The organism is Aeromonas sp. FDAARGOS 1406, from assembly GCF_019048565.1.
GTDB lineage: Bacteria > Pseudomonadota > Gammaproteobacteria > Enterobacterales > Aeromonadaceae > Aeromonas > Aeromonas caviae.
In genome coordinates this window covers 1,200,458-1,213,806 of record NZ_CP077378.1, presented here as the reverse complement: position 1 = coordinate 1,213,806, position 13,349 = coordinate 1,200,458, and the positions used below count along the sequence as shown (strand labels likewise).

Annotated in this window: 11 protein-coding genes; 7 read left to right on the top strand and 4 right to left on the bottom strand. The window is 65.7% G+C overall.

Going from position 1 to position 13,349, the window contains the following annotated elements:
* Window positions 1–82: 82 nt before the first annotated feature.
* From modB to I6L36_RS05505, 3 genes are all read left to right on the top strand, one after another.
* The gene (modB, locus tag I6L36_RS05515) at window positions 83–763 is read left to right on the top strand and encodes a molybdate ABC transporter permease subunit (protein ID WP_109112510.1); all 681 of its coding nucleotides are present in this window, start codon (window positions 83–85) and stop codon (window positions 761–763) included.
* Window positions 760–1,815 (top strand): molybdenum ABC transporter ATP-binding protein, encoded by a 1,056-nt coding sequence (gene modC, locus I6L36_RS05510; RefSeq protein ID WP_109112509.1) that lies wholly within the window; start codon window positions 760–762, stop codon window positions 1,813–1,815. The genes modB and modC overlap by 4 nt, the downstream gene beginning before the upstream one ends.
* A gap of 67 nt (window positions 1,816–1,882) precedes the next feature.
* Window positions 1,883–2,659, top strand: a complete 777-nt coding sequence (locus I6L36_RS05505) for an alpha/beta fold hydrolase (protein ID WP_160838058.1) — start codon at window positions 1,883–1,885, stop codon at window positions 2,657–2,659.
* Window positions 2,660–2,727: 68 nt separating this feature from the next.
* Here I6L36_RS05505 and moeB read toward each other — a convergent pair whose 3' ends face one another.
* Both moeB and moeA read right to left on the bottom strand, forming a co-directional pair.
* Window positions 2,728–3,483: a molybdopterin-synthase adenylyltransferase MoeB gene (gene moeB, locus I6L36_RS05500; protein WP_109112507.1), complete on the bottom strand. Its 756-nt coding sequence runs from the start codon at window positions 3,481–3,483 to the stop codon at window positions 2,728–2,730.
* On the bottom strand, window positions 3,480–4,706 hold the full coding sequence (gene moeA, locus I6L36_RS05495; RefSeq protein WP_160838056.1) for a molybdopterin molybdotransferase MoeA: 1,227 nt from the start codon (window positions 4,704–4,706) through the stop codon (window positions 3,480–3,482). The genes moeB and moeA overlap by 4 nt, the downstream gene beginning before the upstream one ends.
* Before the next feature lie 370 nt (window positions 4,707–5,076).
* On the opposite strand from moeA, the gene folE reads away from it, so the two are divergent.
* From folE to I6L36_RS05480, 3 genes are all read left to right on the top strand, one after another.
* On the top strand, window positions 5,077–5,733 hold the full coding sequence (gene folE, locus I6L36_RS05490; RefSeq protein WP_010674171.1) for a GTP cyclohydrolase I FolE: 657 nt from the start codon (window positions 5,077–5,079) through the stop codon (window positions 5,731–5,733).
* Between the two features lie 249 nt (window positions 5,734–5,982).
* Window positions 5,983–7,626: a methyl-accepting chemotaxis protein gene (locus tag I6L36_RS05485; protein ID WP_109112722.1), complete on the top strand. Its 1,644-nt coding sequence runs from the start codon at window positions 5,983–5,985 to the stop codon at window positions 7,624–7,626.
* 246 nt (window positions 7,627–7,872) lie between these two features.
* On the top strand, window positions 7,873–9,960 hold the full coding sequence (locus I6L36_RS05480) for a methyl-accepting chemotaxis protein (RefSeq protein ID WP_109112721.1): 2,088 nt from the start codon (window positions 7,873–7,875) through the stop codon (window positions 9,958–9,960).
* Window positions 9,961–10,227: 267 nt separating this feature from the next.
* Here the strand turns inward: I6L36_RS05480 and I6L36_RS05475 are convergent, their stop codons facing one another.
* Window positions 10,228–11,961, bottom strand: coding sequence for a formate--tetrahydrofolate ligase (locus I6L36_RS05475; protein WP_109112720.1), 1,734 nt, complete (start codon window positions 11,959–11,961; stop codon window positions 10,228–10,230).
* A gap of 66 nt (window positions 11,962–12,027) precedes the next feature.
* On the opposite strand from I6L36_RS05475, the gene I6L36_RS05470 reads away from it, so the two are divergent.
* A complete protein-coding gene (locus I6L36_RS05470; RefSeq protein WP_041215500.1) occupies window positions 12,028–12,429 on the top strand; it encodes a hypothetical protein in 402 nt (133 codons plus the stop codon).
* Between the two features lie 8 nt (window positions 12,430–12,437).
* On the opposite strand, the gene I6L36_RS05465 is transcribed toward I6L36_RS05470, so the two are convergent.
* Entirely contained in the window at window positions 12,438–13,340 is a 903-nt protein-coding gene (locus I6L36_RS05465) for a LysR family transcriptional regulator (RefSeq protein ID WP_039038856.1), read from the bottom strand.
* Window positions 13,341–13,349 lie beyond the last annotated feature (9 nt).

Here is a 13,349-nt window from a genome sequence, read left to right as displayed (position 1 = left end):
CAGATCCGGTGCCTGATGTGTCCCAAGGCGGCGCCCGTCATGACGGCGCCCTGTTTTTTATCGACACCCGAGAGGGGACCCTATGAGTGAAGGGGATCTGCTGGCGGTCTGGCTGACCCTGAAACTGGCGGCCAGCACCACTGCCATCCTGCTGCTGCTGTCGCCGCCGCTCGCCTGGTGGCTGTCTCGCAGCCAGCACCGGCTGCGCCCCCTGGTGGAGGCCATGGTGGCCCTGCCGCTGGTGCTGCCGCCCACCGTGCTCGGTTTCTATCTGCTGCTGGCCTTCTCCCCGGAGTACGGCTTGGGTGGCTGGTGGCGGGAGACCTTCGGGGCCCCGCTCGCCTTCAGTTTCCTCGGCCTGCTCATCGCCTCCGTCATCTATTCGCTCCCCTTCGTGGTACAACCCCTCACCTCCGCCTTCGTCAACATGGGCAGCAAGGAGCTGGAGGCTGCTGCCACCCTGGGGATGGGCCCGTTTGAGCGCTTCTTTCGCATCATCCTGCCGATGACGCTGCCGAGCTTCGTGATGGCGGCGGCGCTGGGCTTTGCCCACACCCTGGGGGAGTTCGGGGTGGTGCTGATGATCGGCGGCAACATTCCCGGGGAGACCCAGGTGCTCTCCATCGCCCTGTTTGATCACGTGGAGGCGATGGACTACGACCACGCCCATATTCTGGCAGGCGGCCTGATGGGCTTCTCCCTGGTGATGCTGGTGCTGGTCTACGGCGTGCTGCAACGCCGGCAACGGAGGCTGTTCGGATGAACCTCTACCTCAAGGCCAGACGTGATTTCGGCCCCTTCACCCTGGCGTGTGATCTGGCGTTGCCCCCCAGCCGCATCCTCGGCCTGTTCGGTCCTTCGGGCTGTGGCAAGAGCACCCTGCTGCGCATCATCGCCGGGCTCGACAAGGCCCCGGGCGATGCCCTGCGCTGGCAGGGGCGCGAGCTTGCAGCCCTGCCCCCCGAGGCGCGGCGCATCGGGATGGTGTTTCAGGATGCCCGTCTCTTCCCCCACCTGAGCGTGCTCGGCAACCTGCAACTGGCGGCTCGCAAGGGGAGGGGGCGCTGGCAGCCAGAGGATCTGGCTGCGCGCCTCGGCTTTGCCGAGCTGCTGGGGCAACCGGCCCATGGCCTCTCCGGCGGTCAGCGTCAGCGGGTGGCATTGGCCAGGGCCTTGCTGGCCGAGCCCGACTTGCTGCTGCTGGATGAACCCTTCTCGGCGCTGGACAGGCGCAGCCGCATCCATCAGGCCCACGTGCTCAAGGGCTTGCAGCAGGAGAGCGGCATCCCCATGATCTTCGTCAGCCACGCCATGGAGGAGGTGAGCCTGCTCTGCGATGGACTGGTGCTGCTGGCAGAGGGACGGGTGGAGGCCCAGGGCACCCCAGAGGAGATCTTCGCCCGCACCGACCTGTCGCTGGCCAGTCGCGACGACGTCGGGGTCATGCTCTCTGCGACCCTGTCCCACTACGACGAGCACGAGCAGATGGCGACCCTGCGACTCGGGGAGCAGACCCTGATGGTGACCATGGAGCATGCCCCCGATGAAGCGGGCCCCTTGCAGATCAAGGTGGCGGCGCGGGATCTGGTGATCGCCACCGAGCCCATCGTGTACTCCAGCCTCTCCAACTGCCTCGAGACCCGGCTGCTGGAGGTGCGGGAGGTGCGACCCGGGCAGACCCTGTTGCAGTTGGCTCTCGGGCAGCAGATACTGCTGGCCCGGATCACCAGCCGCTCCGCGCAGCGGCTCGCCCTGATGCCGGCCATGCGCCTCTACGCCTACATCAAGGCGGTGAGCCTGGTGGGAGAGGGGTAGACAGGGGACCGGAGTGCGGATTGGCTGGCCATGAGTGGCCGGCATGGCGTCGAGAAAGGGGGGACGGGTGCGTCGCAATCAGGTAATGAAATCCCATGGCTTGGCCCTGCGCAGTGCGGGGGAGGGGCCCTTGCTGCTCTTGCTGCACGGGCTGGGCTCTTCCAGCCTCGACTGGCAGGCGCAGAACGAGCGTTTTTCCGAGCGTTACCGGGTGGTGGCCATCGACTTGCGCGGCCACGGCCAGAGCATGCAGGAGGGGCCCTTTGACGTGCCCACCCTGGCGGCGGATGTGGCCCGCTGGCTCGACGAACAGCCCGAGCCTGCCTGGGTAGTGGGGTTGTCGCTCGGTGCCATGGTGGCGCTGGAGCTGGCGCTGCAACTGCCCCACAAGGTGCAGGGGCTGGTGCTGGTCAACGGCTTCAGCGAATTTCTGCTGGAGACGCCAAAGGAGCAGGAGCGCTATGCCATGCGCCTCAAGTGGCTGCGCTGGTTCGGCATGCGGCCGCTGGCGTGGTGGCTCGGTCGCGAGCTCTTTCCCGGCCCCGATCTCGCCCAGGTGCGCCACACCTTCCGGGGGCGCTTCGTGCGCAACAAAAAGAAGACCTACAAGGCGCTGCTGGAGGCGCTGCCCGGCTGGTCGGTGCGGGCTCGTCTCGGCACCCTCTGGCAGCCGGTGGCCATCATCTCCACCAGTCACGACTATCTGCCCCTGGCGCGGCGGGTGGAGCAGTTCGCCTCCCTGCCCAATGCCACCATCCACACCCCGGATGGTCACCACGCCTGGCCGGCGGAAGATCCCGCCGGGTTCAATCATCTGTTGCAGCGGATCCTCTCAACCCATTGAGGGGAGCAGACAGCAGAGGTAGATAAAAAAGCCGAACCCCGGGGGTTCGGCTTTTTTGTGGGCGCTGCTCAGGGTCTTGAGCAGACCGGGCAGTCGGGGCGCTTGGGAAGCTTCAGCTCGCGAAAGCTGCCACCCAGACCGTCGATCATCAGCAGGCGGCCGCTGTAGCTTTTGCCCATGCCCGCCAGCAGCTTGATGGCTTCGAGCGCCTGCAGGCTGCCCACCAGTCCCACCACGGGGGCCAGTACCCCCGCCTCGACACAGGTGAGGGCCTGATCGCCAAAGAGGGTGCTGAGACAGGCGTAGCAGGGTTCATCCTCCTGCCAGGTGAAGCTGCAGAGCTGCCCTTCGAGCCGGATGGCGGCGCCGCTGACCAGGGGCACCTTGTGCTGGCGGGCACGCTGGTTGAGGAGGTTGCGGATGGCGACGTTGTCGGTGCAGTCGAGCACCAGCTGATGGCCTGGCAGCAGGGCATCGAGCAGCGCCTCGTCGGCGAGGGCGGCGTGGGTCTCCACCTCGAGCCAGGGGGTGAGGGCGCGCAGGGACGTCGCCGCAGACTCCACCTTGAGCTGGCCGATGCGCTCGTCGCTGTGCAGCACCTGGCGCTGCAAATTGGAGAGCTCCACCCGATCGAAATCCACCAGGGTGAGGTGGCCGACCCCGGCCACCGCCAGATACTGGCTGGCGGCGCAGCCCAGGCCCCCGGCGCCGATGACCAGCACGCGTGACTGCTTGAGCGCCTCCTGCCCCTCGAAGTCGAAGGATTTGAGCACGATCTGGCGGTTGTAGCGAAGGAGTTCTGCGTCGCTCAGGATCTCGCTCACAGCAGCAGCCCCGAGAAGGGCTCGACGGTGACCGTCTCACCGGCGGCCACCTTGCCGCGCTCCTGCTCGAGCACGATGTAGCAGTTGGCCCGGGACAGGGAGCTGAACACCCCGGAGTCCTGGGAGCCGGTGCTGCGTACCTCGAGGCCATTCGGGCCCACGCTCAGGATGCCGCGCTGAAAGTCCAGGCGCCCCGGGCTCTTCTTGAGCGGCTCTGTCGCCAGGGCCTGGAGGGGGTGCGGGCGTGCAAACTGCTGACCGGCCAGTCTGGCCAGGGCCGGTTGCACCAGCTGATCGAAGGTGACCATGGCGGAGACCGGGTTGCCCGGCAGACCGAAGAACCAGGCGTTTGGCAACCGGCCAAAGGCGAAGGGTTTGCCCGGCTTGATGGCGAGCTTCCAGAAGCCAATTTCCCCGAGCTCTTCGAGCAGTTGCTTGGTGAAGTCCGCTTCTCCCACCGAGACGCCCCCGGTGGTGATCAGGGCATCGGCCTCGCGGTCGGCCTGCAAGAAGGCGGCGCGCAGGGCCTCCGGATCATCGGGAATGATGCCAAGGTCCAGGCACTCACAGCCCATGCGGCTCAGCATCGCCTTGACCCCGTAGCGGTTGGAGTCGTAGATGTCCCCGTGCTGGAGCGGGGTGCCCAGAGGCTTGAGCTCGTCCCCTGTGCTGAAGATGGCGACCCTGAGGGGACGGCGCACCGTGACGTTCGCGATGCCAAGGGAGGCGAGCAGCGGCAGCTCCCTGGGGCTCAGGCGCAGGCCGCTTTCGAGCACCCGGGCGCCCTGCGCCAGATCCTCGCCGCGGCGACGGATGTTCTGGCCAGGCGTGGGCGCGGTCAGGAAAGTGATCCCGTTGTCGCCGGCTTGCGTTTCTTCCTGCATCACCACAGCGTCTGCACCCGGGGGCACAGGGGCCCCGGTCATGATGCGGATGCAGTGGCCGGCGGGCCACTCCCCCTCATAGGGCTGGCCCGCAAAGGCCTTGCCCGCCACGGGGAGCGGCACCCCGGCGGCGAGATCCGCCAGGCGCACGGCATAGCCGTCCATGGCGGCGTTGTCGAAGGGGGGGACGAAGAGGGGGGAGCTTATCTCCTCGGCCAGGATCCGATCCAGCGCCTGGGGCAGGGGCAACCGCTCCGTCTCGCAGCAGCAGGTGAGTTGTTCCAGCATCCCTTGCAGGGCCTTGTCCAAGGGGAGGAGTGCACCGGTATCGAATCCCATCATCATGACCTCTCTGGTGTGTAGGGGGCAGATTATCCCAAAAATCCGCTCCGATGGGCAGGCCGAAGGTGCGGTAATGGGGGGCAGATGCCCCGGTGTGATCGGATTCTGGGGCGCTATTCCGTTGAATTACCTCCTGATGGGTAACCAGAGCGAGGCTTGTGCGAGATGGTGGCTGGGGAAGAGGCGGCACGGCCGTGCGCCTTGCCCCCGAATGGGCAGGCCGGTGCGGACAAAACGGGGTGGTTTGGCATAAAGTCGGGCACCGGGCTTGAGTTAGACAGAATTATGACAATAATCGCCCTGTAAGATTGCGCCGCGGCACCATGCCGCAGGCCAGCACAGTCCCTGAGCGTGGGAGAGATACACGATGACGAGCTTAAGCCAGGAAGCCCTGTTGGTCAGGGCGGCGCTCGAGGCCGAGGGCCTTGAGACACCTCTGGTGGCCAATGAATTGAGCGGCCAGCAGAAAAAGGAAAAAATCGAAGGTCATATGCGCGCCATCATGGAGACGCTGGGACTGGATCTGGCCGACGACAGTCTGGCAGAGACCCCGCACCGCATTGCCAAGATGTACGTGAACGAGATCTTCTCCGGCCTCGACTATGCCACCTTCCCCAAGGTGACGGTGATCGAGAACAAGATGAAGGTGGACGAGATGATCATGGTGCGGGACATCAGCCTCACCAGCACCTGCGAGCACCACTTCGTCACCATAGACGGCTTTGCCCACGTGGCCTACATTCCCCGCGGCAAGGTGATTGGCCTGTCGAAGATCAACCGCATCGTGCAGTTCTTCGCCCGCCGTCCCCAGGTACAGGAGCGGCTGACCCAGCAGATCCTGCTGGCGTTGCAGACCCTGCTTGGCACCAGGGACGTGGCCATCAGCATCAAGGCGACCCACTTCTGCGTGAAGGCCCGTGGCGTGATGGACTCCACCTCCTACACCACCACCACCTCCCTGGGCGGCGTCTTCAAGACCCAGCCCGACACCCGCGCCGAATTTCTCGGTGGTCTGAAAGGGTAGTGCTCCCGGGGCCTGTCGCCGACAGGTCCCGTCTCCTTTCCCTCACTTTTTTTGAAAAATACCTAAAGTTGTGACCGTGCCGGTCGCTATGGCTCTCCGTGTTGTCGGACGGTCTGGTTGACGCCGACACCCCCGAGCCCGCCCTTGTGCGCGCCGACAGGGACGAGATGTGCTGCCAAGGAGGGTAGTGAAGGCGCAGGCCAGGCTGCGCCCAGCAATGCCACTTGTTTTCCCCATGCAGGACATGCCATGAACACCATGACGATAGGCAAAAAACTTACCGCCGGCTTTGCCGTACTCGGCCTGATGATGGCCTTTATCGGCGGCTTCTCGCTGTTTGAATTCAGCAAGATGAACCGCGCCGCCATCGGCTTTACCGACAGTATCCTGCCCGCCGTCGTGCGGACCAGCACCCTCGGCGAGACCATCAATGCCCTGCGCCGCTACGAACTGGATGTCTTCCTGGTGGCGGACGATGCCCAGCAGAGGGCCCGCTATCGCAACGAGAGCGAGAAGAGCCTGCAAGAGGCTGCGCGCCAGATAGTGGCCCACGATGGCACCATCTGGGCGGAGGATCGGGAAGAGCGCCGCGCCTTTGACATCGTCAAGGCGGACTGGGAGCGATATGTCGCCCTGCACCAGCGCATCCGGCAGATGCAGGACTCGGGACAGATGGCCGAAGCCCGGCACCTCTTCATGGGGGAGGGGGTCACCCTCTATACCAATCTGACCAAGTCGGTGGGTGAGCTTATCCGCATCAACCACGGCTACTCCGTGGGCTCCCGTGCCGAGGTGATCGCCGCCTTTGACAGCGCCAAGCTGAGCGTGACCCTGGCCCTGGTGATGGGCCTGGCCCTGGTTGTCGCCCTCTCCGTGGTGCTGACCCGCCAGATCCGCGACCCGCTCATCATGCTGGCCCGTCAGGCCCAGCGCATAGCGAGCGGGGATCTCGGTCGGGGCGAGCTGCAGGAGTGGGTCCGCGGCAACCGCTTCAACCGCGACGAGCTGGGTCAGCTGGGGTCGGCCATCGACCGGATGCAGGGGGCACTGGCAGAGCTGGTGAGCGAAATCTCCGGCTCGGTGAGCCAGCTCAGCAGCGCGGTAGAGGAGGTGAGCGCCATCTCCGAGCAGTCCGCCAAAGGCATGGCAAGCCAGCAGGGAGAGGTCTCTCAGGTCGCCACCGCCATGAACGAGATGCAGTCCACGGTCAATGAGGTGGCTCGCAACACCACGGACGCCATGGGGGCGGCCAAGCAGGCTTCCCGCACCTCCACCCAGGGCAACCAGGTGGTACGCAGCGCCATCGGCAGCATAGAGCAGGTCTCCCGTCAGATAGAGCAGGCCGGGAGCGTGGTGCAGCAACTGGAGACCGACAGCGCCAGCATGGTGCTGGACGTGATTCGCGGCATCGCCGAGCAGACCAACCTGCTGGCCCTCAACGCGGCCATCGAAGCGGCCCGTGCCGGCGAGCAGGGTCGTGGCTTTGCGGTGGTGGCGGACGAGGTGCGCAGTCTGGCCCAGCGCACCCAGGCATCCACCGCCGAGATCAGCAAGATGATCGAGGTGCTTCAGGAGCGCACCGCCGAGGCGGGCAGCGCCATGCAGCTGAGCCGTCAGCAGATGCAGGAGAGCGTGGAGCTGGCGCGGGAGGCGGGGAGCAGCATCGACAGCATCAACGGTGCCGTCACCCAGATCACCGACATGAACACCCTGATCGCCACCGCCACCGAGCAGCAGAACGCGGTCACCGAGGAGCTCAATCGCAGCATCGTCAAGATCCACACCGCCGCCGACGAGAATGCCCAGGGGGCGCAGCAGACCGCCCAGGCCTGTGTCGAGCTGAGCAGGCTGGCCACCTCGCTGCACCATATGACCCAGCGCTTCACCCTCTGAGTCTTGCTGCCACCCGGCACAGCGCAGAAGGCCCCGCCAATCGGCGGGGCCTTGTTGTTTGTCATCGCCCTCCCTGTGCCCGTTTCAACCGGCCCGCCTGCCCCTTCACCTACCGGATGGGGGATGACAGGCCGGATGTTCGACTTCGCTCACAAATCGGCGATTAATTTCATGCAGGGCCGTTTGCGACCTGTTTGCGAGCCCGTATAATGCCCCTGTTTTGGCTCAAGAGACCCACCATCCGTCATGTTCCGTTCCATCAAGTATCAAGTCATGTTCTTTGCGGGTTGCATCCTGCTGACCACCGTCCTCAGCGTGGTGGGTTACAGCTATGTTTCCCTGGCCAGCATGCAGGAGAAGATCCAGCAGGAGAGCCACGACGCGGCCCGCCAGCAGGCCAGGCAGTGGCTGCTGACCCTGGCGGATGGTCAGGCGAGCGAGGTGGCACGCTCCTTCGAACTGGCGCTGGATGCGGCCGAAACCCTGGCGGCACTGCTGGCGGGCAATGTCCATCAGCCCGAGCCTCTCGATCGGGACGAGGTCACGGCCCTGCTCAAGGACATAGGGGATCGCAACCCGGATTTCCTCAGCATCTACAGTGGCTGGGAGGCGGATCGTTTCGACGGTCAGGATGCGCTCCATACCGGTGATGGCCGGCATAGCCAGGCATCGGGCAACTTCGCCCCCTACTGGAGCCGCGGCCCGGCCGGTTTTGACCTCAAACCCCTGGGGGATTTCTACAGCAAGACGCCGAGCGCGACCGGGATCCGGGCCTCCGAGTGGTATCTCTGCCCGCAGGAGAGCAAGGCAAGCTGCGCCGTCGACCCCTCCGTCTACCAGGTCAACGGTCAGCCCACCCTGCTCACCTCCTTCGTGGTGCCTGTGCTGAACGGGGATCAATACCTCGGCATGGTGGGCATCGACTACTCCCTCAACTACCTGCAACGGCTGGCCGCTGACATCAGCCGACGGGTATTCGACGGGCAGGGCAGGGTGCGCATTATCAGCCCCATGGGCATCATCGCCGCCGACTCCCGCGATGGCGACGGGGTAGGGCAGCGCTTGCAGGATCCATCCTTGCTGGCCCAGTTGCAACGTGGCGAGAGGGGCAGCGACGAGCACGCCGATGGCTTGAGGGTCTTCGCACCCATCAGCCTCAACAAGGTCACACAGGCCTGGGGGATCGCCATCGAGGTGCCGGGCAGCGCCCTCTATGCCGAGTACGAGCGGATGGCGCAGGCCCGTGCCGAGGCCTTTGGCAAGGGGGTCTGGACCCAGCTGATGGTGGGCATCCTGGTGGCGGGTATCGGTCTGGTCGGGCTCGCTTTCGCGGCAGGGTCCATCTCCCGGCCGGTGCAGGAGACGGCTCGCATGGTGGCGCGTCTCTCCAGCGCCGGAGGGGATTTGACTCAGCGGCTGACCCAGCACCGGCGCGATGAAACCGGGGTGCTGGCGGAGGGGATAAACCAGTTCGTCGCGACCGTGCAGGGCATAGTGACCGACACCGCCACCAGCGTGCACGAGTTGCAGCAGGCGGCGGTGAACTCGGCCAGGCAGGCCCAGCAGGGGCTGGCGAACAGCCATCACCAGCTGGAGCAGGTCGAGCTGGTGGCCACGGCCATCCATGAAATGTCATCGACCGCAGACTCCGTCTCCAGCAGCGCCCAGATCACGGCCCAGGCGGTGGATGAGACCCGTCATGCGGTGCACAAGGGTCAGCAGGTGGTGAGCGCCTCTGCCAACGGCATCCGCCAGTTGAGTGCCCAGGTCAGCGAGGTGTCGGACAGGATCACCGCCTTGCAGCAGCAGGGGGTGCAGATTGGCAGCATCCTGGATGTGATCCGGACCATCTCTGAGCAGACCAACCTGCTGGCGCTGAACGCAGCCATCGAGGCGGCACGGGCCGGTGAACATGGTCGCGGTTTCGCCGTGGTGGCCGACGAGGTGCGTACCCTTGCCTCCAAGACCCGGGTCTCGACCCAGGAGATCCAACAGATGATAGACAGGCTGCGGGATACCACGCGCGCCGCGGTCGACACCATGACAGAGGGGCGCCAGTTGAGCAGCCTGGCGCTGCGTGATGCCGAGCAGGCGGTAAGCGAGCTGGCGACCATAGTGCAGGCCGCCGACCGTATCCAGGACATGGCGACCCAGATTGCGAGCGCCGCCGAGCAGCAATCCAAGGTGAGCGAGGAGATTAACCAGAACGTCAGCAACATACACGAGCTGGCGAGCGCCTCCACCCGGGTGGCCCGGGAGCAGGATGCCCAGAGCCGGCAGATGCACGGGTTGACCGAGACGGTCATGAGCAAGCTGGGACGCTTCCACTACTGATGGCGTTCTGATATGCACAACAAGGCCCCGCCAATCGGCGGGGCCTTGTTGTTGATGGCGGGTCTGTTGATGTCAGAGTCGATTAGCGCCGCGTAATCGGTCGGCGCCAGACTGCTTGTCCGATCATGTGGCGCAATCGGGCTATCTCGCCGTCAGGCGCTCAGGGAGGGCAGGCTGCCAGCCTGCACGTCAGCTCAGGCCGACAATCTCCCCGTCATCGTCGATGTCCATATGGCGTTCAGGGAGGGCAGGCTGCCAGCCTGCGCGTCAGCTCAGGCCGACAATGTCGCCGTCATCGTTGATGTCGATATGGCGATAGGCCGGCAGGCTGCCCAGGCCCGGCATGGTCATGATGGGGCCCGCCAGGGCATAGACGAAGCCTGCCCCCGCGCAGAGTTTCACCTCCTCGATGGGCACCTCGAAGTCCGTCGGCACGCCCTTCCTGGCGGGGTCATGGCTGATGGAGAGCGGCGTCTTGGCCATGCAGACGGGCAGGTGATCCTGGCCCTCTGCCGAGAGTCTGGCCAGTTGCTGGCGCGCCTTGTCCGAGAGGGTGACGCCCCGGCCACCATAGCCGCACTCCACCAGGGTGGCGAGCTTGGCGGCAAGGCTCATCTCATCGGGGTAGAGCAGCCTGACCTCACTGGGCTGCTTGCAGGCCGCCACCACGGCGTGAGCCAGATCCGCCGCACCCGCGCCACCGTCAGTGAAGGCCCGGGAGAGGGCGACGCCACAGGCACCGGCCTGGCGCGCCGCCGCCTCCAGCAGGGCCAGCTCGGCATCGCTGTCGGTGGGGAAGCGGTTGATGGCGACCACCACGGGCACCCCGTAACGGCGGGCGTTGTGAATATGCCAGGCGAGGTTGGCGCACCCCGCTGTCAGGGTGGGGAGATCTTCCCCTTGCAGGCTGGCCGGCAGCGGCTGGCCCGGCCGGATGTCAAGCAGGCCGCTGTTGGCCTTGAGGCCGCGCAACGTGGCCACCAGCACCACGCAGGCGGGGGCGAGGCCGGATTGGCGATACTTGATGTTGAAGAACTTCTCCAGCCCCATGTCGGAGCCAAAACCCGCCTCGGTCACCACATAGTCGGCAAGACCCAGCGCCATGCGATCGGCGATGACGGAAGAGTTGCCGTGGGCGATGTTGGCAAAGGGGCCGGCGTGGACCAGCACAGGGGTCTGCTCCGTGGTCTGCATCAGGGTGGGCTTGAGGGCGTCTTTGAGCAGCACCGTCATGGCCCCCGCCACTTCCAGCTGCTCGGCGGTGATGGGCTTGCCGCGCAGGTCGAGGGCGAGCTGGATGCGGCCGATACGCGCGCGCAAGTCCTTGAGATCCCTGGCCAGGGCCAGAATGGCCATCAGCTCGGAGGCGGCGGTGATGACGAAGCGATCGGGGCGCTCGACACCATCGGCAGCGCCGCCCTGGCCGAGGGTGAGGTGGCGAAGCGCCCGGTCGTTCATGTCCAGGGTGCGGGGCCAGAGGATGTTGGCCGGGTCGATATCGAGCCGCGCCAGACCGGTTCTGGCGCTGAACTGGTCACCGAGTTTGCGTTCATGGAACAGGCGGGCATCGAGGGCGGCAGAGGCCAGGTTGTGGGCGGCGGTGAGGGCGTGAAAATCCCCGGTGAGGTGCAGGTTCATCTCCTCCATCGGCACCACCTGGGCCATGCCGCCCCCGGCGGCGCCCCCCTTGACCCCGAAGACGGGGCCGAGGCTCGGTTGGCGAATGGTGGCGATGCTGGGCTGGCCGATGTGGTTGAGCCCCATGGAGAGGCCGATCGTGGTGACCGTCTTGCCCTCCCCAAGGGGGGTCGGCGTGATGGCGCTCACCAGCACCAGCTTGCCGGGCTCGCGGGTGGGGGCGTGATGGAGCAGCGCGAGGTCGAGTTTGCCCTTGTAATGGCCGTGGGGGTGGAGATGGGCGGCCGCTATGCCGAGCTGAGCTGCCACCTCGGCGATGGGTAGGCGGGGGGACTGGCGGGAGATCTCGATATCGCTTAGCATCAGCACCTCGTTGGCATGTCAGGTCAAATATGCGGCGAAGTCTAGAGGAATCAACAGGGTAATCCAATGAGCAATACTATTTTATCCGGCAGTCGTGAGCCCCATCAAAGCCCCATCCTGCTGGATCTCAACGCCCTCTATCACCCGCCCAAACGGCCCCTCACCGCCCTTGGCATCGTCAGCGCCTTCATCCCGCTCTTTGGCTACGGCTGGCAGGCGATGACCCAGGATCCCGAGACCCACTTTCGCCACGAGCTCGGCAAGCGCATCAACAAGCACAAGAGCGACGAGGCGAACCTCGCCCTGATGATGCAGTTGGCGGCCATGCTGGATTGCCACTGCCTGCACGTCACCCTGCCCTATGCGCTGGGGGAGACCGAGCTCGCCGCCTTGCGCCAGCGTCTGCCACGCTGGCAGATGAGCCAGCAGGATCACCTGCTGGTGGCCGAGCTGATGCCCACCCCCTGAGCCCGGGCTCAGGTCTCCCTGTCCCAGTAGTGGGGCGCCAGATAGCGCTCCTGCACGAATTCGATGAAGCAGCGCACTTTGGCCGACACGAAACGGCGGTGCGGATAGAGGGCATAGAGCCCCACCTGCCCCTTCTCCCACTCCAGCAACAAGGGGACCAGCGCCCCCGAGCGCAGCGCATCCCCCACGATGAAGGTGGGCTGCAAGATGATGCCCTGGTGGTCGCAGGCGGCCCGGGTCAGGGCCACCCCGTTGTTGGCGCGAAGGGGCCCCTGGGGGCGGATGCTGTGCTCCTCCCCATCCCGTTTGAAGACCCAGTCCGGCTGGGTCAGGGTGTAGATGAGGCAGTCGTGCTGCTTGAGATCCTCCGGGGTCTTCGGCCTGCCCCGGCGGGCCAGGTAGTCGGGGCTGGCGCACACCACCATCTTCATCATGGCGAGCGGCTTGGCCACCAGGGAGGAGTCCGGCAGGTTGCCGATGCGCAGGGCCAGATCGAACCCCTCCTCCACCAGGGCCACCCGCCGGTCGCTGTACTCAATCTCGAGCTTCAAGTCCGGGTAGCGCTCGCGAAACAGGGGCAGGGCGGGGGAGAGGTGCAGGTAGCCGAAATCCATGGGCACCGAGAGCTTGAGGGTGCCCTGGGGCTGCTGGTTGTTGTGGGTGAGCTGGCTGTGGGTCTCTTCCAGCTCCGCCAGCAGGGCCAGGGAGCGCTGGTAGTAGAACTGGCCCGCCTCGGTGGGATTGACCTGGCGGGTGGTGCGCGACAGCAGCCGGGTGGAGAGGGACTCCTCGAGCTGCTGCATCAGCTTGGAGGTCATGGCGACCGAGATCCCGAGCTGATGGGCGGCCTTGGTGAAGCTCTGGCACTCTACCACCTTGATGAAGGTGCGCATGGCGGCTATCTGATCCATATTCCACTC